15 protein-coding genes are annotated in these 19,559 nt (G+C 58.7%); 10 read left to right on the plus strand and 5 right to left on the minus strand.

The genetic code is table 11. The features are described 5' to 3' along the window. The first annotated feature begins 126 nt into the window (after window positions 1–126). The 3 genes from LOC68_RS24720 to LOC68_RS24730 all read left to right on the plus strand — a co-directional run bounded on the left by LOC68_RS24720 (window position 127) and on the right by LOC68_RS24730 (window position 2,818). Window positions 127–1,290 carry a hypothetical protein gene (locus tag LOC68_RS24720; protein ID WP_230223900.1) on the plus strand — a complete coding sequence of 388 codons (1,164 nt, stop codon included), beginning with the start codon at window positions 127–129 and terminating at the stop codon, window positions 1,288–1,290. Window positions 1,291–1,307: 17 nt separating this feature from the next. Continuing rightward, a complete protein-coding gene (locus LOC68_RS24725; protein WP_230223902.1) occupies window positions 1,308–1,865 on the plus strand; it encodes a paraquat-inducible protein A in 558 nt (185 codons plus the stop codon). Between the two features lie 128 nt (window positions 1,866–1,993). Beyond that, the gene (locus LOC68_RS24730; RefSeq protein WP_230223904.1) at window positions 1,994–2,818 is read left to right on the plus strand and encodes a c-type cytochrome; all 825 of its coding nucleotides are present in this window, start codon (window positions 1,994–1,996) and stop codon (window positions 2,816–2,818) included. Here the strand turns inward: LOC68_RS24730 and LOC68_RS24735 are convergent. Further along, window positions 2,815–3,621: a class I SAM-dependent methyltransferase gene (locus tag LOC68_RS24735; RefSeq protein WP_230223906.1), complete on the minus strand. Its 807-nt coding sequence runs from the start codon at window positions 3,619–3,621 to the stop codon at window positions 2,815–2,817. The genes LOC68_RS24730 and LOC68_RS24735 overlap by 4 nt on opposite strands. Before the next feature lie 176 nt (window positions 3,622–3,797). On the opposite strand from LOC68_RS24735, the gene LOC68_RS24740 reads away from it, so the two are divergent. From LOC68_RS24740 to LOC68_RS24760, 5 genes are all read left to right on the plus strand, one after another. Continuing rightward, window positions 3,798–4,751, plus strand: a complete 954-nt coding sequence (locus LOC68_RS24740; protein WP_230223908.1) for a hypothetical protein — start codon at window positions 3,798–3,800, stop codon at window positions 4,749–4,751. 283 nt (window positions 4,752–5,034) lie between these two features. Beyond that, window positions 5,035–6,993 carry an FAD-dependent oxidoreductase gene (locus tag LOC68_RS24745; protein WP_230223910.1) on the plus strand — a complete coding sequence of 653 codons (1,959 nt, stop codon included), beginning with the start codon at window positions 5,035–5,037 and terminating at the stop codon, window positions 6,991–6,993. Window positions 6,994–7,013: 20 nt separating this feature from the next. Beyond that, window positions 7,014–8,348 (plus strand): ammonia-forming cytochrome c nitrite reductase subunit c552, encoded by a 1,335-nt coding sequence (locus tag LOC68_RS24750; protein ID WP_230223912.1) that lies wholly within the window; start codon window positions 7,014–7,016, stop codon window positions 8,346–8,348. 67 nt (window positions 8,349–8,415) lie between these two features. Beyond that, window positions 8,416–9,033 (plus strand): Tll0287-like domain-containing protein, encoded by a 618-nt coding sequence (locus LOC68_RS24755; RefSeq protein WP_230223914.1) that lies wholly within the window; start codon window positions 8,416–8,418, stop codon window positions 9,031–9,033. Window positions 9,034–9,097: 64 nt separating this feature from the next. Then, a complete protein-coding gene (locus LOC68_RS24760; protein WP_230223916.1) occupies window positions 9,098–9,505 on the plus strand; it encodes a globin family protein in 408 nt (135 codons plus the stop codon). 23 nt (window positions 9,506–9,528) lie between these two features. Here the strand turns inward: LOC68_RS24760 and LOC68_RS28370 are convergent, their stop codons facing one another. After that, window positions 9,529–9,864: a DUF1653 domain-containing protein gene (locus LOC68_RS28370; RefSeq protein WP_315859003.1), complete on the minus strand. Its 336-nt coding sequence runs from the start codon at window positions 9,862–9,864 to the stop codon at window positions 9,529–9,531. A gap of 185 nt (window positions 9,865–10,049) precedes the next feature. On the opposite strand from LOC68_RS28370, the gene LOC68_RS24770 reads away from it, so the two are divergent. Then, on the plus strand, window positions 10,050–11,519 hold the full coding sequence (locus LOC68_RS24770) for a circularly permuted type 2 ATP-grasp protein (protein ID WP_230223925.1): 1,470 nt from the start codon (window positions 10,050–10,052) through the stop codon (window positions 11,517–11,519). Further along, window positions 11,519–12,475 (plus strand): alpha-E domain-containing protein, encoded by a 957-nt coding sequence (locus LOC68_RS24775; protein ID WP_255670732.1) that lies wholly within the window; start codon window positions 11,519–11,521, stop codon window positions 12,473–12,475. Before LOC68_RS24770 ends, LOC68_RS24775 begins: the two co-directional genes overlap by 1 nt. Before the next feature lie 57 nt (window positions 12,476–12,532). Here the strand turns inward: LOC68_RS24775 and LOC68_RS24780 are convergent, their stop codons facing one another. The 3 genes from LOC68_RS24780 to LOC68_RS24790 all read right to left on the minus strand — a co-directional run bounded on the left by LOC68_RS24780 (window position 12,533) and on the right by LOC68_RS24790 (window position 19,479). Next, the gene (locus LOC68_RS24780; protein WP_230223929.1) at window positions 12,533–13,414 is read right to left on the minus strand and encodes a transglutaminase family protein; all 882 of its coding nucleotides are present in this window, start codon (window positions 13,412–13,414) and stop codon (window positions 12,533–12,535) included. A 21-nt stretch (window positions 13,415–13,435) separates the two neighbouring features. Next, entirely contained in the window at window positions 13,436–15,874 is a 2,439-nt protein-coding gene (locus LOC68_RS24785) for a circularly permuted type 2 ATP-grasp protein (RefSeq protein ID WP_230223931.1), read from the minus strand. A gap of 167 nt (window positions 15,875–16,041) precedes the next feature. Then, the gene (locus tag LOC68_RS24790; protein ID WP_230223933.1) at window positions 16,042–19,479 is read right to left on the minus strand and encodes a transglutaminase family protein; all 3,438 of its coding nucleotides are present in this window, start codon (window positions 19,477–19,479) and stop codon (window positions 16,042–16,044) included. Between the last annotated feature and the right edge of the window lie 80 nt (window positions 19,480–19,559).

Consider the following 19,559-nt stretch of genomic DNA (forward strand, 5'->3'; position numbering starts at 1 on the left):
CGTCACGCATTCTGGCGAATGGGACGCATCTAGAAGCGTTGCTTTCACGACCGACTTCGCAGCCGGCCCCGGGAGGGGTGTTTAAACAGCCGCGATATTCCCCCCAAGTTCGCAAAAAGGACATCGATGATGTTCCGTCCTATCGCCATCGCCGCGTGTACGTTGCTCCTATTCACTTCCTGCAAACCGGTCGCGCTGAACGGCGATCTGACGCAGCAGGTCACTGACGCGATCGAAGCGATCAATGAATTCAACCGCGTCGCCGACGGCGCCCCCGAAGAAGTTCAAGCGGCCGCCGATCATATGATCGACAAGCTGAAGATCGAGGGCGCCGAATTCTTGTCGCATGACGCCCGATACTTCGCCGACCACACGCTCATTTCGCACGGAGCGGTCGCGAAAGGGTTCGTCGCCTACGCCGACGCGCGGTTAAAAGCGTATCTCGATGCGCTCAAGACGGCGCTCGAAGAGGCCCTCCCCAAGATCCAGGCCGAGAAGTCGCGCGACAAGGCGATTCAGCTGCTGCGTAACCTGAAGATCGACGTGCGGCCGCTGGACCCGTTCGTCGACCTGGTCAATCCGAACCGGATCAAGCTGAACGAACTGCACACCTATAGCGGCGAGCTGGCGGCGGTGAAGTACGAATCTCCCCGGATCGTCGAGATCTCCGGCTTTGGTCTGCTGCGACCGGATGACGAAACGATCGAGTATCGGGTCGAAGTGGTCGGCGCCGAAGAGTCTCGTTTTCTGCCGCCGGTAATCGTCAGCGAGTCGAGCCCCTTCACGCTGCTGATTAACCTGAGCCATTTCCAGCCGGCTGAAGGGGATCAGAAGATGCTCGTCTGGTGGGGAAGTCGGAAGCTGGCCGACATTCCGTTTGAGACGCTGATTGAAACGGAGGCGGCTCCCGTGCCGCAGCCGCGGAAGCCGGCGCCGCCGGAAAACGTGGCCGGCGTCCTGTTCGACAGCAGCGACGGTAAGGTGACCTACGTGATCGAACATACCGGGAAGACGGACGAAACGAACATCGTAATTCGCCGCGCCGATGAGGCGATCGGCTGGAAGAAGCTGATCGTCAAAAATGGGGACGGCGAAATCAGCGCGGTCGAAACGAGCAAGGACGACGACGGTCGAGAGATCAAGCTAACGACGGGCAACCTGGTGGGCGATCTGAAACTCGCTTTCGGCACTTCGGGGACGTTCACGTTTTGGAAAGGGATTCACGAAGTTCCGACCACCAAGGAGAGCCTGCTCGGCAAGCGGATTACCTACACGTGGGAACGCGAGTAACGGGGCGGAGTAAGAAAATGCAAGCGATCCTGCGCAACTGGCGCGTCTGGTGCATGTTGTTTACGACGGCGGCGGCGGTCTGCTTCGTCGCTGGGCTTGCGTTGCCGTTCGTGCAGGTTTCGCCGGGCGAAAAGCTAGGGCCGATCGAAGGATTGGTGGTCTGGTTCATTTCGGATGACAACACCTACTCGCTGATGGGAAGCATCACGGCGATTTGGCACGAGCATACGTTCCTGGGAGCGATCGCGTTCGCATTTTCGATCATGCTGCCGACGCTGAAGCTGTTGGTGCTGACTCTGTCCGCGCTGCGACTCTCCGACATGCGACGGATTGCGTTCTATCGGGCATGGGCCGAGCGAATGGGGCCTTGGTCGATGCTGGAAGTTTTTCTGGTCGCATTCTCGCTGCTGCTGACGAAGTCGCTTCCCTTTGGCACCGCGATCCATCCGCTGGAAGGTTTCTACTTCTTTTGGGCTTCGATCATTCTGAGCCTGATCGCAGCGCTGACGTTGCCGCGGGGCGATCGTGTAGCGGTCGCTGATAGCAGTCCTCAGCTTGCTCCCTCGACCGAATAAGCCGCTTTTCGGACTTCCGAGGGGTGATTTGTGAGTCGACGCACTCCCCGCGGGCATCTTTTCGGCTAGGCTGAAACTGGGACGAAACGATGCTGCCCCTTCCGGAAAATCAGCGAAGGGATCAACGAATGAGACGCGGTAAGTTTGGGGCGGCGATCACAGCCTTCTCCGTAATCGCTGTAAGTGCGCTGTCGGCGAATATGGCATGTGCCGAGGAATCTCCCCTCCCCTACCCTGCCGGCAAGCTTGGAGAAGTGGTGCGGCTGGGGGAAGAGATCGTGATGCGGACCGACGAGCATCCTCTTTCCAAGCCGTTCGTCGGCAACACGCTCCGCTGCACGTCGTGTCATCTGGAAGGTGGAAAACATCCCCAGGCCGGGAGCTTCTTGCAAACGGCCGTCGCCTATCCGGCCTGGTCGCCGCGTGAGAAGCGCGTGATCACGCTGGAAGACCGCGTGCTGAATTGTTTCATGCGCAGTCAGAACGGCGTCCGCCCTCCGAATGGTAGTGAAGTTGCAGTCGCCGTCACCACCTACATCACATGGCTCTCGACCGGCGCCGCCATCAAGATGAATGCCGAAAAGCCGCTCGGCCCTAATCATGTGCCGGCGATTGACCTCGCCAAGCATCAACCCGCGGACGTGGAACGGGGAAAGATCGTCTATCAACAGCGATGCGCCGATTGTCACGGCGAAGAAGGCGCCGGCGATCTCGACAACCCGCCGGTCTGGGGCGATCAGTCGTATAACGATGGCGCCGGGCTCAGCCGCGTCGACAAGTTGGCGTCATGGGTCAAGGTTGGCATGCCGGTCGACGACGCCGATCTGACGGAACAAGAAGCGATCGACGTCGCGGCGTTCATCAATAGCCACGCACGTCCCCACTTCGAGCTGAAAGATCATCTGCCGCCGCCTGAGCGACGCGGAGAGTACAACGGCGAGTCGCCAAACTAGTCGACAGACGCGTGAGTCGGCTTCATTGCTAACGTGGCGACCGTCGTTGGCGAAAACTGATTGAGCCGCGTCGCGTCGGAGGTCCACCAATCTTCGTAGAGATCGATCAGCACCAGACCGGCGGCAAGTTGCCCGCCGATCTGCGTTTGTAGACTATGGCTGAATTCGAGCGCTTCGCCGTCAGCCAATTGGCGGCGGCGCGTCTCGCTGAGATCGTCGTTTTCAAGTTCGTCATACGGCAAGCGATGGCGAACCAAAAGGGAATCGGTCGTCCCATCTTCTTCATGGTCGAACAGGAAATAACTGGGATTCATAAATCCAGTCATCAAGCGGCCGCCAGGACGCAGCACGCGGGCACACTCGCGCCAAACCGGCAGCACGTCTGGGATGAAAACGGTCGAACACGGATTAAAGATCAGGTCGAAAGAGGCGTCCGCAAACCGCGAGAGATCGGCCATGTCTCCCTGTTCAATTCGTATCGCCAGCCCTTCCCGCTCCGCGACTTGACGATCGAGCGCCAATTGCTCGTCTGAGAGGTCGAAACTTACGACATCGGCGCCGGCGGCGGCTAACGTCGGCGCTTGTTGCCCTCCTCCCGAGGCGAGACATAGCACCTGCTTGCCGGCGAGATCGCCGAACCAACTGCGGGGAGTCGCTTGGTTTGGCGTCAGAATCACTTGCCAGTCGCCTTCCCGTGCGCGAGCGACCGTCTCTGCGTCGATCGGCTGGGACCAGCGGTTTCCGCTTTTCGCCGCATGATTCCAAGCGGCGCGACTTCGCCGCAAAATATCGTGATTTGTCATCAATTCCGCCGCCTCGAAAGGTCGCTAAGAGTGGAACAGCCCAGTATAGATTGCCGAGTTGCGATCGAGGTTCGGCGAATTCCGATCTAGAGGAAATTGGTGACGGGGCGGCGACCACACGTTAAAATCGGCCGCAGTTGGTTCACTCCCTCCAACACGCCGTCGGACTCATCCCCATGTGCATCTTTTCTCAATCGGTAATGTCGGTGGGAGGTACGCGAATCTTCGCGTGCGTTTCGGAGCGCGGGACGCAAACGCTCGTCTATCAGATGAAATACGAGTCGCGCTACGAGAACGCCATGATCTTGCCGCTGCCGGTGAGACAACCGGCCAGCGAGGAAAGCTTGCGATTTATCAACATGCAGGCTTACGGCGATTTCTTTGGCGACCTGAACGACGGATTTCCCCCGGTACCGCTACGCGGAATTGGGTGTGCATCCCCCTATACGTCCGACATGGGGAGGAAGCTGCAAGTGTTTGAAGTTGGAAATTACGTCGCGTCGTTCGTTCCCCGGTTGGCCGACTTTTCCCGACTGGATGCTCGCTTTACCTTGCCGGCGACGACCTGGGACCAGATTCCGGAGTATCGCGATTTCGGTTTTGCCGTGTTTCAACTGGCGGCCGGCGCCATCGAGCCGCATCCGATGGCGTTTGAATTTGAATCCGCGGCGACCGATTCCCTTTATTTCCCAACCAAACATATCCATGACGGTGAAGTGCACGATGCGGAAGAGTTCGATCATGTTCTCTATCTGCAGCATGCAGGCTTCGACAGTCGCGTCTATGGATACAAGGATCATGATTTGCCGGATCAAGCGACGGGGCTGATTCGATCCAAATACGTCGCCAAGGACTTTTGCGACATGGCGAAGGCCGGCGAGATTGTGCATCCTGACTTGCTTGTCCACCGGCAATTGATCTCCGGCCTGGCGCCTAATAATGACACACGAATTGCTACGCTCGGGCATCCGACGCGCCGCTCGCTGAATCTCCGATATTGGCTCCCTTTCGCGCCCTGGATCTTGGGCGCCGGTGTTATCGCATGGTTCTTAGGTCGCCGCGCTCGCCTAAGAAAGCGAGCCGCTGCGGGTGCGGAAGTTGCCGAACAATACGACTCGCCGAGCGAGTAAGAAGTTCAGGATTAAGGCTCCTGACTAAAAATGGAGCACCTTGTCCAGTTTTTCTGCCGGAGATCTAAGCAAACGGTGGATCGAATTTGATCAGCGGTCAAATTATCGCCACGCTCTCCCCTGCTCTGCTCGTCGCAACTATCGACGAGACTTCGAGTTGCTCTCATTTTTCCCCTGTCGCAAGTTCATGCTGATCTTCGATTGGCATTCTACTTGCGATTAGCTCGGCGGCGGACTGTAACTCGGTGGTGAAGCATTCTTTCGTGGGGAATGTACGGTCTCGATGTGCGCAGTAGAGCAGACGCTAGTTGTCGTTGGCAATGGTATGGTGAGCCATGCTCTCTGCCAGCGACTCGTCGCCGAGAATGGAAAGTCCCCCTATTCGATCACGGTGATCGGCGAGGAACCGCACGCTGCCTATGATCGCGTTCGTTTAACGAAGTATTTCGAAACGCCGGACCCTGAAACGCTGCAATTGGCGTCGCGCCAGTGGTACCAGGATCATGGCATTCAACTTCATACCGGCGACGCGGTGGTCGAAGTCGATCGCGAGCGGCGTGAAGTCGCTTGCGCTTCGGGAAAGAAGTTTTCATACGATCGCCTTGTCTTGGCGACCGGCTCTCGCGCGTGGCGCCCCGAAGTGCCCGGCGTTGAACTCGAAGGGGTCTATCTCTATCGAACGCTTAACGACGTCGATGCGATCCGCAATCATGCGCTGCGAGCGAAATCGGCGGCGGTGATTGGCGGCGGCTTGCTTGGTCTCGAAGCGGCCAAAGCGCTCCACGACTATGGACTCGAAGTCCACATCGTTGAAGTCGCCCCAGGGCTGATGCCGCGTCAGTTGGACCACGACTGCGGCGCCTTCTTAAAAGAAAAGATCGAACAGCTGGGATGCCACGTCCACCTGATCAAGCGGTCGACTGAGATTGTCGCGGACGGTGAGCAGCGAGTGTTGCACTTCGCCAGCGGCGATTCGTTGACGGTCGACATGGTGGTGATTTCGGCCGGCATTCGTCCTCGATCGGAATTGGCTGCCGAAGCCGAAATAACGCTCGGCAAGCGGGGAGGAATCGAAGTCGACGATTGCCTGCGAACGAGCGATCCGAACATCTTCGCTGTCGGCGAATGCGCCGAACACCGCGGTACGATTTACGGTCTGGTGGGTCCGGGAATCGCGATGGCGACGACGCTGGGTGATAACCTGCTGGGTGGGAAATCGAAGTTCGTCGGCGCCGATCAGTCGGCCCGACTCAAACTGCTCGATATCGACGTCACTTCGCTTGGCGCCCCGCTCGGCGACTCTCCCAACATCACCCTGATAGCAGCGTCTGGCGAAGACTATTCACGCAAGATCCTGCTGATGGGCGGGAAAGCGATCGGCGCCTTTGGCGTTGGTCCCTGGAGCGAATGCGAACGCCTGCGGACGGTGATCGACGCTGGCGGCCGAATCTGGCCCTGGCAGCAGGCCCGCTTCCAGCGATCGGGGAACGTCTGGGGAAGCGATTCGAGCGTTCAGCAATGGCCGGACGCCGCGATCATTTGCAGCTGTAAGAACGTCTGCAAAGGCGCCATCGATCAGGCGGTCGCCGCGGGATGTGCGTCGGTCGCCGAGGTTGCCGCTGCCACGGGCGCTTCAACTTCATGCGGATCGTGCCAACCGTTGGTGAAACAGATTCTCGGCACATCGGAAGCGGTGACGCGCGTGCCGGGGAGGAACGCGTTGCTCTGGGCGTCGATCTTGACGTTGTTCGTCATGACGATGCTGCTGTTGCTGGGACCGGTCGCGGCGGCCGAATCGGTGGAGTCGTTTCGATACCAGTTCTCCCTGATTTGGCGCGATGACGTGATCAAACAAATCAGCGGCTATAGCTTGCTCGCCATCATGCTGATCAGCACGATCTTCACCCTGCGAAAGCGATGGCCCCGGTTTAAGTGGGGGGAATACGGCTATTGGCGAGCGTTCCATGCGATCGTCGGCCTGACGACCCTGGCCGGATTGTGGCTCCATACCGGCGGCGGACTGGGCGCCAACTTGAATCTGATGCTGTCGATGGCGTTTGTGCTGTTGGCGATTACCGGCGGACTGACAGGTGCGGCCTCCGCATTGGAGAGCCAATTCACCGGCGAAGCGGCAATCTGGCTCCGCAAGTACCGCCCCTGGATCAATCAGATTCATATCTGGATTCTGGTTCCGCTCGGGGTGTTCCTCGTGTTCCACGTTACCTGCGTTTATTACTTCTAGGCCGAGACGGATAGCGTTTGATGTTGCGATATGGAGTAGCAATCTGGGCGGTGACGCTAGCGATCGCGATGAGCGTGCCGTTCGCCTATTCGCTGCTAGTCGCGGAGCCGAGCGTCGGTAAGACGCTATTTCTGCCGGGAGAGACGACGCACGGGCACTACCAGATTGAACTCAAGTGCAGCGCTTGCCATGTCGCCGGCGGCGGCGTCAATAACGACTCGTGTCGGGACTGTCACCAGGCGCTGAAGGAATACGACACCCATCCGGCGAAGAAATTTCGCGATCCAACCAACGCCCATCGGCTGGAGAAGATCGACGCGCGGGAGTGCGTGACTTGCCATCGCGAGCATGAGCCGCACAACACCTCCGAGATGGGGGTCACGCTGCCGACCAACTACTGCGTCTATTGCCACGATGAAATCGCCAAGTCGCGGCCGAGCCACGCGAAGTTTGAATTCAACACTTGCACCGCTTCGGGCTGTCATAACTACCACGACAACACGGCGCTGTACGAAGACTTTTTGTTCAAGCATGTCGGCGAGCCTGACGTGCTGGACGATCCGCACGTGCCGCCGCTGACGCATGACGTCGATCCGGCGAAACGGGTGAGCGAGCCAGACGCGCCACAGCAAGTGAAGTTCAACGAGACCCTGGCCAGCGACTGGCGAGAAACGGCCCATGCCGCGTCGGGCGTCAACTGCAACGGTTGCCATCAGCAGAAGTTGGACGATGTCCAAGGACCGCAGTGGCATGATCAAGTGGCGATCGAGACGTGCGAAAAATGCCATCAGAACGAACATGACGGATTTGTGCAGGGAATGCACGGCATGCGACTGGCGGTCGGTTTGCCGCCGATGACGGTCGGAGCGGCCCGACTGCCGATGAAAGCGGACGCGGCGCATCGGCAACTTAGCTGCGTCTCGTGCCATGACGATCATCGCTTTGATACGCGTTACGCGGCGGTCGACGCTTGTTTGAAATGTCACGACGACCAACATTCGCTCGCCTACAAGTCTTCTTCACACTACGAACTGTGGCTGGCCGAGGAAGCAGGCGCCGCGGCTGCAGGAACCGGCGTCAGCTGCGCGACCTGTCACATGCCGCGCGTGGAAAAAGATCGGAAGGTGGTCGTTGAGCATAACCAAAACGCCACTCTACAGCCGAGCGAAGGGATGGTCCGAACCGCTTGCATGAACTGCCACGGGCTGCAGTTCTCGCTCGACTCGCTCGCCGATCCCCAGCAGATTCCCAATTGCTTCGCAACGAAGCCCAGCGTGCACGTCGAGAGCCTGGAGATGGCGAAAGAGTGGTTTGAGGCGAAGGAGCGGGAAAAAGAGGCGAGGAAAAAGAAATGACGAAGCGACTGTAAACGCTTAGCAACAGGTTATTGATTTTCATCTTAATCCGAAGGAGTTACGAAGTATGTCACTACGCAATTACGGTGCACTGGCGATCTGTGCGATCGCGACGCTTGTTATCGGCTTGGCTGGCTGCGGTGGGACGGCCAACGGCAGTTCGGCAGGTCCGGCGACCGCAAGCGGCGGGATCTCGCCGAAGAAGTTCGCCGATGCGGTTCATGCGGTGATGATGGCCGACCGAACCGTCTACACCAAGCATGTGGTCAATCGACTGAAGAGCCAGGAAAGCCCGGTCACGCCGAGCGAATATTGGAAGGACGAGGATAACACGATTCCGCTGCCGGCCCAGATGTTTCGAATGGGATCGGAAATCGTGTCGGAAGACGAAGAGGCCGGCTTCCAATACGCACTCAAGTCGAAATGGCCTCTCAACGAGCAAAACAAAGCGGCGACCCCGATGGAAATCGAAGCGCTCGATTACATCGCCGAGCATGACGACAACTTCTACGGCGAAGAAGAGCTGGGGGGAAAGAAGTACCTGGTCGCGGTCTACGCCGACAAAGCGGTCGCCAACGCTTGCTTTGATTGCCACAACAACCACACCAATCGCGCGGCCGATTATCCCGAATTCAAGATGGGCGACACGATGGGCGGGGTGATTGTCCGAGTGCCGCTTGACTAGCGGCGCATTGTTTTACCGTCACCTGCAAAATGATCATTCTGAGTAAGAAAGGAAAACGGGAATTATGACTCCCCAGCAAATTGAACTTGTGAAATCGTCCTGGAAATCGGTGGAGCCAATTTCCGTCGCCGCCGCGGCTCTGTTTTACGGGCGGTTGTTTGAAATCGCTCCGGAGGTAAAGCCTCTCTTCGCCAAGGCCGACATGAAAGAGCAAGGGGCGAAGCTAATGAAGATGATCGGGATGGCTGTTGCGTCGCTTGATCGACTCGATGAAATCATGCCGGCGGTCACGGCGATGGCGCAGCGGCATGTCGAATATGGCGTGAAGCCGGAGGACTATCAGCCGGTCGGCGCGGCGCTGCTCTGGACGCTCGAGAAAGGATTGGGGGACGCGTTCACGCCCGATACGAAAGAGGCGTGGACCACGGTCTACACCACGTTGGCCGGCGCGATGATCGCCGCTACCGAATAACCGGGAGCGTCGCAGAAAGATTGTCAGTCGGCAATTTTTTCAAACCGCGGCACGATCCGATCGTCAATCTTCACAGTTTCGGCGAACATCGCGGCGGGGCGAACCCAAAGTCCGTAGGGGGGATACTCCTGACGGTAAACGACAAGCAATTCCTCGGTCTCGCTATGACGGGCGATTCCGAGCACGGAATATTCCGGACCTTTATAGTGGCGATAACGGCCGGGAGAGATATTCGTTTCCAACAGAAGCTCCGGAAGTGGAATTAATTGGCTGAGTCGTCTAGGAATCTGTTTCGGCGTAACCAGACAAATTGATATCATGAATTCACGGTGGCCGTCAGCCCGCGCATTCTTTTCCATCGAGTGCGCAAAAAGCGGGCATCGCCCCCTTGAGATTTTTCGTTTCGCAACGAAATAATCAGCGCAAGCTGCTGAAAACAGTGAATTTGTGATTCATTTTGCACCTTGTGACGACGTGGCACAGAACGTGCTACTTTCACCCTACGCCGAGTGAACCCCCATTCAAGGCGCAGGAGCCGCACGTCATGCAACAACAAACGTCCATGGAACGCGTCAACGGAGTTTCGGAGTACGACGTAGGCGAATTCTACGACGAGATGTTCGCCCATGACGCTTCTCCGCGAGAGAACTGCAACCTTCTCTATAAGCGGGTGATTGGTCTGACCACCCTGGATTTGCAGCGCCGCAAGCTGGCGGCCGAGCGATCGATGGTCCGATTGGGAATCACCTTCAACGTCTACGGCGATGAGGAAGGAACCGAGCGGATCATTCCGTTCGACATCTTGCCCCGCATTATTAACGCCGACGAGTGGAAATGGGTCAGCGACGGTTTGAAGCAGCGGATCGTTGCGCTCAACATGTTCATTGACGACGTCTACGGCGATCAAAAGATCCTGAAAGATGGGGCGATTCCGGAGCATGTCGTTCGTTCCGCCGCCTCGTTCCGACCGCAGTGCGTTGGTCTGAAACCCCCCAAGGGAGTCTGGTGTCATATCACCGGGACTGACTTGGTGCGAGATCAGGACGGCAAGTTCTACGTCCTGGAAGACAATCTCCGCTGCCCGTCGGGAGTTTCCTACGTTCTGCAGAATCGCCAGCTCATGAAGCAGGCGTTTCCCGACTTGTTCGAGTCCCTCTCGGTCCGCCCGGTCGACGACTACTGCGGCCAATTGCTCGACGCGCTCAACTACCTGGCGGAAGACCGCACCGATACGCCGACTGTCGGCGTGCTGACTCCCGGGGTTTATAACTCCGCTTACTTCGAACATTCGTTCCTTGCCCAGCAGATGGGGGTCGACTTGGTTGAAGGTCGCGACCTGGTCGTGCAGGACAAGAAGGTCTACATGCGAACCACCAAGGGGCTCGCGAAGATCGATGTGTTGTATCGCCGGATCGACGACGATTTTATCGATCCTCGCGTCTTCCGCGAAGATTCGCTCCTCGGCGTCCCTGGTCTCATCGAGGCTTACAAAGCCGGCAATATCGCGCTGGCCAACGCGCCCGGAACGGGTATCGCGGACGACAAGGTGATCTACGCCTATGTGCCCGATATCATCAAGTACTATTTGGGCGAAGATCCGATCCTGCCGAACGTCCCGACTTACGTTTGCTGGGACGAAAAGCAACGCGATCACGTCCTGAATAACCTGCACAATTTCGTCGTGAAGCCAGCCAACGAATCGGGCGGCTACGGGATGTTGATTGGCCCCCGTTCGACTCGCGAAGAACAGGCCAAGTTCGCTGACTTGATCAAATCCAATCCACGAAATTACATCGCCCAGCCGACGCTTAGTCTCTCCCGAGCGCCGGTTATCATTGAGGATCACCTGGAAGGACGCCACGTCGACTTGCGCCCGTTCATCATTTACGGACGCGACGTTTTCGTACTGCCGGGCGGTTTAACCCGAGTCGCTTTGAAGAAGGGCTCGTTGGTCGTTAACTCATCACAAGGCGGCGGGAGCAAAGACACCTGGGTTGTTGAGGAACTTCCGTAATGCTGAGCCGCGTCGCGGAATCCATTTATTGGATGAGCCGTTACGTGGAACGAGCCGAAAATGTGGCTCGTTTCATCGCCGTCAATCTGAACCTCAGCATGGATCTCGCTTCGGAGGGGCATCAGCAGTGGCTGCCGCTGGTGACCACCACTGGTGACGATAAGCTCTTTTACGAGCTTTACGACGCCCCGACGAAGCGAAACGTCCTGGAGTTTCTCACTTTCGATCGAAACAATCCTAATTCGATTCTGTCAGCGCTGATTGATGCGCGCGAAAACGCTCGCAGCATTCGCGAAGTAATCTCTGCCGAGATGTGGGAGCATCTCAACAACTTCTACCTGATGGTCAAAGATGTCGGTCGGGCCGGCGGCGTCAGCGAAGAGCAGCTTGTTTTCTACGAGCAAATCCGCGCTTCGGGACAGCACTTTATCGGCATCACCGACGCGACAATGACCCATGGCGAAGGTTGGCATTTCGGTCAGTGCGGTCGCTTCATGGAACGAGCCGACAAAACGTCGCGCATCCTCGACGTGAAGTACTACATCTTGCTGCCGAGTCCGCAGCATGTCGGAACGCCGTTCGACGAATTGCAGTGGTCCGCCCTGCTCCGCTCGGCCAGCGCGTTTGAAATGTATCGTCAGCGTTACGGTCGCATCAACCCGGCCAACATCGTCAATTTCCTGGTGCTCGATCGGGAGTTTCCCCGCGCAATTCTCCATTGCTTATCGCGGGCGAACGATTCGCTCCACGCGATTACTGGTTCCGATCCGGAGAGCTTCAGCAATCTGCCGGAACAGCGACTTGGGCAACTGCGAGCGAGCCTGGCGTTCACCAGCGCCGACGACATCGTCAATCGCGGCATGCACGAGTTCGTCGACGACATGCAACGCCGCGTCAACGCCGTTGGCTTGGCTCTCTCCAACACGTTCTTCACGCGGCACGCCGACGCGGCGTAACCGAAGTTTCTGAGGTTAGCCCCGAAGGCGGCGCTTTCGCGGCTAACCTGTGACGTCTTAGAGAACCGCCGATTCGAGCGGTTCGACGTCGACGGAGACGCTCATGATGTGCGAGCCGCCGCCGATTACGACCCCTTGGATCGGCGTGACGTCTTCAAAGTCGCGGCCCCACGCGGCGGTAACGTGGTCGGTGCTGCAGACCAGATCGTTGGTCGGATCAAGATCGACCCAGCCAGTCTTGTCGCCGCAGTAGACCGAGAACCACGCATGCGACGCATCGGCGCCGACCAGTCGCGGTTTTCCCGGCGGTGGAATCGTGCGGAGATAGCCGCTCACGTAACGAGCTGGTATGCCCAACGAACGGAGGCAGCCGATCGCAACGTGGGCGAAGTCTTGGCAAACGCCATGTCGACCGGCGAACGCCTCGGCCAACGGCGTGTGAATCGACGTAGCGGTCGAATCGTATTTGAAATCGGTGCGAATGCGTTTGGTCAGCTCGCGGGCCGCGTCGAAGATCGGACGATTCTTGGTGAACGAGATCTTCGCGTACTGCTGGAGTTGCTCCAAGATCGGAATGTGTCGCGACTTGAACGCGAACTGCAACACCGACAGGATGCGCGGCGAACCAGGACGAAACTGCGCCGCAACCTGTTCCCACGGCGGATTTTCTTCGATCGGCGTCGGCGCCGAAACGTCGACGCGACTGGTCGCTGTGATCGTCAAACCTTGGTGCGGCTCGGTAACCGAGAAATAGTCGACTCGGTTGTTGAAGTAGTCGCGGCGGTTGACGATGGTCGGCGGCGAAGGCTGCACGGTCAAGCGGTACTCATGCACCGCCTGGCGGGGAAAGTTGGCCGGCGCCAAATGGACCAGGTTATGGCAAACCGAGGCCGGCTCGGCGTAGGAGTATTTCGTCGTGTGCGAGATGCGGTATTGCATGCTTTCGGTCGTTGATCGCGGCTATAGACGAAATTCGGTGAGGTGCGACTGGGCGCCTGCGTGAACCAGGTAACGATTGGAAAGCGCGTCCGACAGTTTCGGCAGCAGCGATTCGATCTCTTGCAACAATAAGCTCAGCGGTGCGTTCGGATTCAGGTCTTCGCTATCGCGGAAGACGGTCACGTCGCACATGCGCGTTTCATTGAGCAGCGTCATCGCCAGGCGTTGTTCGAGCGAGAAGAGACCTGTGCCGGCGTTGTTTGGCAACGCATTCACGTGATCCAGCAACTGCACCAACTGGCGCGCGATGGAACGGGGGTTAGTCTCGTCCGTCAGCAGCAGATCGAGAACCGCCGGCAACTGAACGTCGGCCAGATAACGTGAGCGATAGGTCATCGAACTGTCGGAAATTTCCAGCAGCGCTTCCAGGATCGCTGTCAAGTCGCCGGTCGGCTCGATCAGGCAGTTCCGGAGCAGGCGAACCTGCTGCAGCGCTCGCTCGATGCGGCGTCCCATATCGAGGAAGTAGTAAATCTGCGTGCGGGTCATGCTTTCCGAGACGATACCGCTGAACGCCGCGAGATCAAGGATCAGGTCGTCCAGCAGGGCCAGCAAGTCGGAAAGATCCCACTGCCCGACTTTCGGCGGCGTGAAGCTCTTGTCGATGCGGTGCAAAATGCGCCAGCTGTCGGACGAGACGCGATCGCGCGAGCGAGTCGTCAGGCGGAAGATCTCGGTCACGATCGAGCGAAGGCTGAACGAATCGGTCGCGTCGAACACCGCCGGAGGCAACGCCGATTCGAGCGGCGGCAGTTGTCGGCGAATCTCTTCGATGCCGTATCCGGTTTCGATCTGGCCGATGTCGGCCAGGGCTCGCATCAGCGCCGGCGTCTCGGGTTGTTCTTCCAGAATCGATTCGCTGGTCAGACGGACGATCGTGGCTCGCAACAAGCGAGCGCAGACGTCGGCACGTTCCAGGTTGCGACCAAGCCAGAACAAGTTTTCGGCGACGCGGCTCGGCAACTCGCCGCCGGTTCGCTTCAGTTCAATCGACGCTCCCGGCTTTTTCAGCAGCGAGACGCGATTGACCGGTCCCTTCGAAAGGACCCATGCGTCTTTGCTCTTTTCGCCGGCGAGGATCGACATCTCGAGCGGATCAGGCGCCGCCGAAACGCGAACGAGTCCTCCCTGCATCACTTCGAAGTCGTCTCCCGATGCGACGGCGAACGCACGCATGGCGATCGGCGCGGGAGCGATTCCTTGCGACTTCCAGACAGGACAGGTCGAACGCTTGACCACTTCCTGAGCGACGAACTGGCCTGGTTCGGTGCGAATCATCTTGATCGTCGCTTCTCGCGACTGATTGCGCAGCATGTTGGCGAACGCCAACTCGCGGCCACGCATCCGATAGGCTCGTTTGACGATCAGCGTATCGAGATTGTCGAGGACATAGTCCATCTGCTCGGGATCGCCGCACCACCAGGTGGCGACGCCCGGCATGGCGAGCGGTTCGCCGAACAGCTCTTGGCACAACTTCGGCATGAACGCCATGAAGATCGGCGATTCGACCAGCCCAGAGCCGAGCGGGTTGATCACCGCGACGTTACCGTTGCGCGAAGCCTGCAATAGCCCGGGGATCCCTTCCGACGCGTGACTCAGTTCGAGCGAGTCGCACTGATCGCTGTTGGTGCGACGAATGATGACGTCGATTTGGATCAGCCCACCGAGCGTCTTTAGCAATACCTTGTGATTACGGATCGCCAAGTCGGAAGCTTCAACCAGCGTGTAGCCAAGGTAGCGCGACAGGTAAGCGTCTTCAAAGTAGTTAGGACCGCCGGCGCCTTGCGTGAGGATGACGACGCGGGGGTTCTCGACGCGCGGAGCGGCCGCCGCAACGGCGCGCTTGTACGCGAGGAAATATTGGGCCAACCGCTGGACGTTCGCCTGGTGAAAAATCGTCGGCAACGTGCGGGACTGGATCAAACGGTTTTCGAGTACGAATCCGGCGCCGGAAGGCGCTTCGGTTCGGTCGGCCAACACCCACCACTGACCGTCGGGCGAACGAGCGATGTCGGCTGCATAAAAATGGAGGAAGTGATTGGCCGGCGGACGCTGGCGATGGAACGGTCGGTAGAAACCAGGATGACTGAAGATCACTTCCGGCGGCAGAATGTTGCTCTTCATCAACTCCTGGTGGCCGTAGATGTCAGTCAGGATCGCTTCGAGCAAGCGTGCGCGCTGTTGCAGTCCGCTGGAAGCGACTTCCCAATCCTCACTCGAAATGAGCAAAGGAATCGGGTCGAGTTCCCAGGGGCGAACTTCCTTATCGCTGTCCTTCCACGCACTATAGGCAAGACCGTTACGGTTTAACGAGCGATTCGCTTGCAGCCAACGGCGTTTGAAACCTTCCATGCCGAGGCTTTCCACCGCTTGCACGAACGGCGCCCACGTCGAACGCACGCCAGTCTCGTCGCGCAATTCGTCATAGACCCCCTCTCCTTTCCGATACTGGGAAAAAAGAGCAGGCATGGTCGGTGCGTTCGGGGAAGCATTCGACACGGAATTGCCGTTCGAGAGTGGTTGGGGCGTCGAGGTCGACGGATCAAATGGATCGCGACGAAGGGGGCTCACTTCCGTACCGTTTTACCGCGGCGTAAATCTAACGTGAAGGGGAAGTCAGGATTCGATTCCTCTCGCGGCATCGGCATTCTGCCCGCAGTATGCCCCATTTGATGGAATCTAGCGACGCGACGCGCTTCAGCCTCGAAGGCATTAACCGGGAAACTCTCCGGATTGTTGCCGCCCGGGTGCCCGACGAAATATCGGCATCCCCCCAACGAACGCTGTTGCCAAATGTCGAACAGGTCGAACGTTAGCGGCTCATCCACCGGAATGGTCGGGTGCAAGCAGGAAGGGGGCTGCCATGCACGGTAGCGCACCCCTGCCGCAAATTGCCCTTGTACCCCAGTCGGATGGAGCGGAACTTTGCGACCATTGCAGGTAATCATGTAGCGATCCGGCGTCATGCCGTTGACCAGCACCTGCAAACGCTCCAGCGACGAGTCGACGTAGCGGGCGGTCGCTTGGGAAGCTTGCTCTTCGCCGAGGACGTACCACGGTTCGATCGCCGAACGGAACTCGACCTCAACGCCGCGCTGGGTGAATTCGCCGATTTTTGGGAATTTGAACTCGAAGTGGGGAGCGAACCATTCCGTCTTCAGGGGGAAGTCGTGCTGATTCGTTTCCAGGATGACGTCCTCAAAGTCCTGCCAGACGAAGTGCGGCAGCATGAAGCGGTCATGCAGCGTCGTGTCCCAATTGACCAGCGGCGTCTGATAGGGATCTTCCAGGAAGCGGCAGACCAGCGCGCGGAGCAGCAACTGCTGCGTCAGACTCATGCGGGCGTGCGGCGGCATTTCAAACGCACGGAATTCGAGCAGACCGCGACGACCGGAACTTCCGTCGGGCGAGAATAGCTTGTCGATGCAGAACTCGGATCGGTGCGTATTGCCGGTCATGTCGACCAGCAAGTTGCGGAAGATGCGGTCCACCATCCAGGGCGGGCACTCGCCGCTTTCGGGCACTTGCTCAAATGCGATTCCCAATTCGTAGATCGAGTCGCGACGACCTTCGTCAACGCGCGGCGCCTGGCTGGTGGGGCCAATGAACGAGCCGCTGAACAGATACGAAAGGGATGGATGATTGTGCCAGTACGCGACCAGGCTGCGGAGCAGATCGGGACGCTTCAGGAACGGGCTTTCGGCCGGCGTCGGACCGCCGATGACGACGTGGTTACCGCCGCCGGTACCGGTATGACGACCATCCTGGTTGAACTTTTCAGTACCCAGACGCGAGAAGTGGGCGTCTTCGTAAACGCCGTTGGTGATCTCGCACAGCTGTTTCCAGTTGTGGGCGGGGTGAACGTTGACCTCGATCACGCCCGGGTCGGGAGTAATGCTGAAGTGGTTGATGCGGTCGTCGTGCGGCGGCAGGTAACCTTCGATCACGACCGGCACGTTCAGCTCTTTCGCGGTCATTTCCACGGCGGCCATCAGGTCGAGGAACGCTTCGGTTCGATCCAAGGGCGGACAGAAGATGTGGAGCCGCCCTTCGCGCGCTTCAACGCAAAGTGCGGTCCGGATGACCGACGAATTGTAGGTGCTGCTCGACCAGGTTTGCCCTTGTCCATTGCCGTCACCTTCGCCGGACGAAGGTCGTCCCGACAACGATTGGCCGTGTATGCCTTGACCGGGGCGCGGGCTGCTGCCGAATCCGCCGTTGCGTTGGCTACGAGCATAGCTGGGCCCGTGAGTCGTGCCGGTCAACAGTTCCATCCCACGACTGCGGCGACCGACCAACTCTTCGTACGACAAGAGCGGGGTTCGCTCAGCCATCGGATCGAGCGGGAAGAGAACCGAGCGTTCGTTCTTCGTTTCCCAGATCAGCGAGTCGAGCGGCAAACGCAATCCCATCGCCGAGTCGCCCGGGATCAGGAACAATTCATCGCTCCGCACCATCCACTCGCCGCTCATCCATTGCGGGTCCTGCATCCACCAGGCGTATTGCAACGGCAGGATGACGCCGACCGGGTTGGAGAGGCCATGTTCGAAAACGCGCGCGATCCGGGTCCGCTCTTCCTTGTCTTCGATTTTGGAATCGTACGGATTGACGTTCGCCGGCATACGACGTTCGCGCCAAGCGTAGTAGTACGCGTCCTCGTAGGCGAAGTTGACGTGCTGCGGGTTGACTTGCAACTTGTCGGCCAGGATAACGCCGAACTCCTTCGCGACGTCGGCGGTGTGTCCGTAGTCGATATGGTCGATCGCGAAGAGTTCCGGGTTTTCCCAGATCGGTTGACCATCTTCGCGCCAGTAGCAGCGGAACGCCCACCGCGGCAGCGATTCGCCGGGATACCATTTCCCTTGGCCGTAGTGCAGTAGACCGCCGGGAGCGAACCGGTCGTACATGCGCCGCATCATGTCGTCGGCCAGGCGTCGCTTGGTCGGACCAACGGCGGCGGTGTTCCATTCGGCGCCTTCCATGTCGTCGATCGAGACGAAGGTCGGCTCGCCCCCCATCGTCATCTTGATTTCCGCTCTTTCGAGCCGGACGTCTACGTCGTTACCAAGGGCGTAGATCTTGTCCCATTCTTCGTCGGCGTACGGCTTGGTGACGCGGGGATCTTCCCAGAAGCGGGAAACGTTCATCCCAAAGCTGAATTCGACGTTCTCGCACGCTTCGTGTCCGCCGTCGATCGGCGCCGCCGTGATCGGCGACGGAGTGCAGGCGAGCGGAATATGACCCTCGCCGGCCAACAGACCGGAAGTGGCGTCGAGACCGATCCAGCCGGCGCCCGGCAGGAAGACTTCGGCCCACGCATGCAGGTCGGTAAAGTCATATTCGCTGCCCGAGGGACCGTCGAGCGATTTGACGTCCGGCTTGAGCTGAATGATGTAGCCCGACGCGAAACGTGCCGCCATGCCGAGATGACGCAGCGTTTGCACCAACAGCCAGGCCGAGTCGCGGCAGGAGCCGCGCTTGAGCGTTAGCGATTCTTCCGGCGTCTGGACGCCCGGCTCCATCCGGATTTCGTAATTGATTTCGTTGTGGACGCGACGGTTCAAGTCGACGATGAAATCGATCGTCTTGCGTCTCGACCGATCGATCGAAGCGACGAACTCGTCGAAGAGCGGACCGGGCGATTCTTTTTCCAAGAACGGCAACAGGTCGATCTTCAGCGGGCCTTCGTAGGTGAACGGGTAAAATTCGGCTTCCGGTTCGATGAAAAAGTCGAACGGGTTGATCACCGTCATTTCCGAGATCAGATCGACGTCGACGCGGAAGTGATCTACCGGTTCCGGAAAGACGACGCGAGCGACGAAATTGCCGAACGGATCTTGTTGCCAGTTCAGGAAGTGATTCGAGGGACTGATCTTCAGCGAGTAGCTGTGGATCGGGGTGCGACAGTGAGGCGCGGGACGCAAACGGATCGTTTGGGCGCCCATTCCAATGTGGCGGTCATATTTGTAGTAGGTCGAATGATGCAGCGCGGTCAGAATCGCCATCGTCTCAATGCCTTTGCGTGCGTCGTAGCTGGGATCGCTTACGGATTAACGGGATTGCACGGATGCTACCGAGCAAATCT

The sequence above is a fragment of the Blastopirellula sediminis genome (genome assembly GCF_020966755.1).
GTDB lineage: Bacteria > Planctomycetota > Planctomycetia > Pirellulales > Pirellulaceae > Blastopirellula > Blastopirellula sediminis.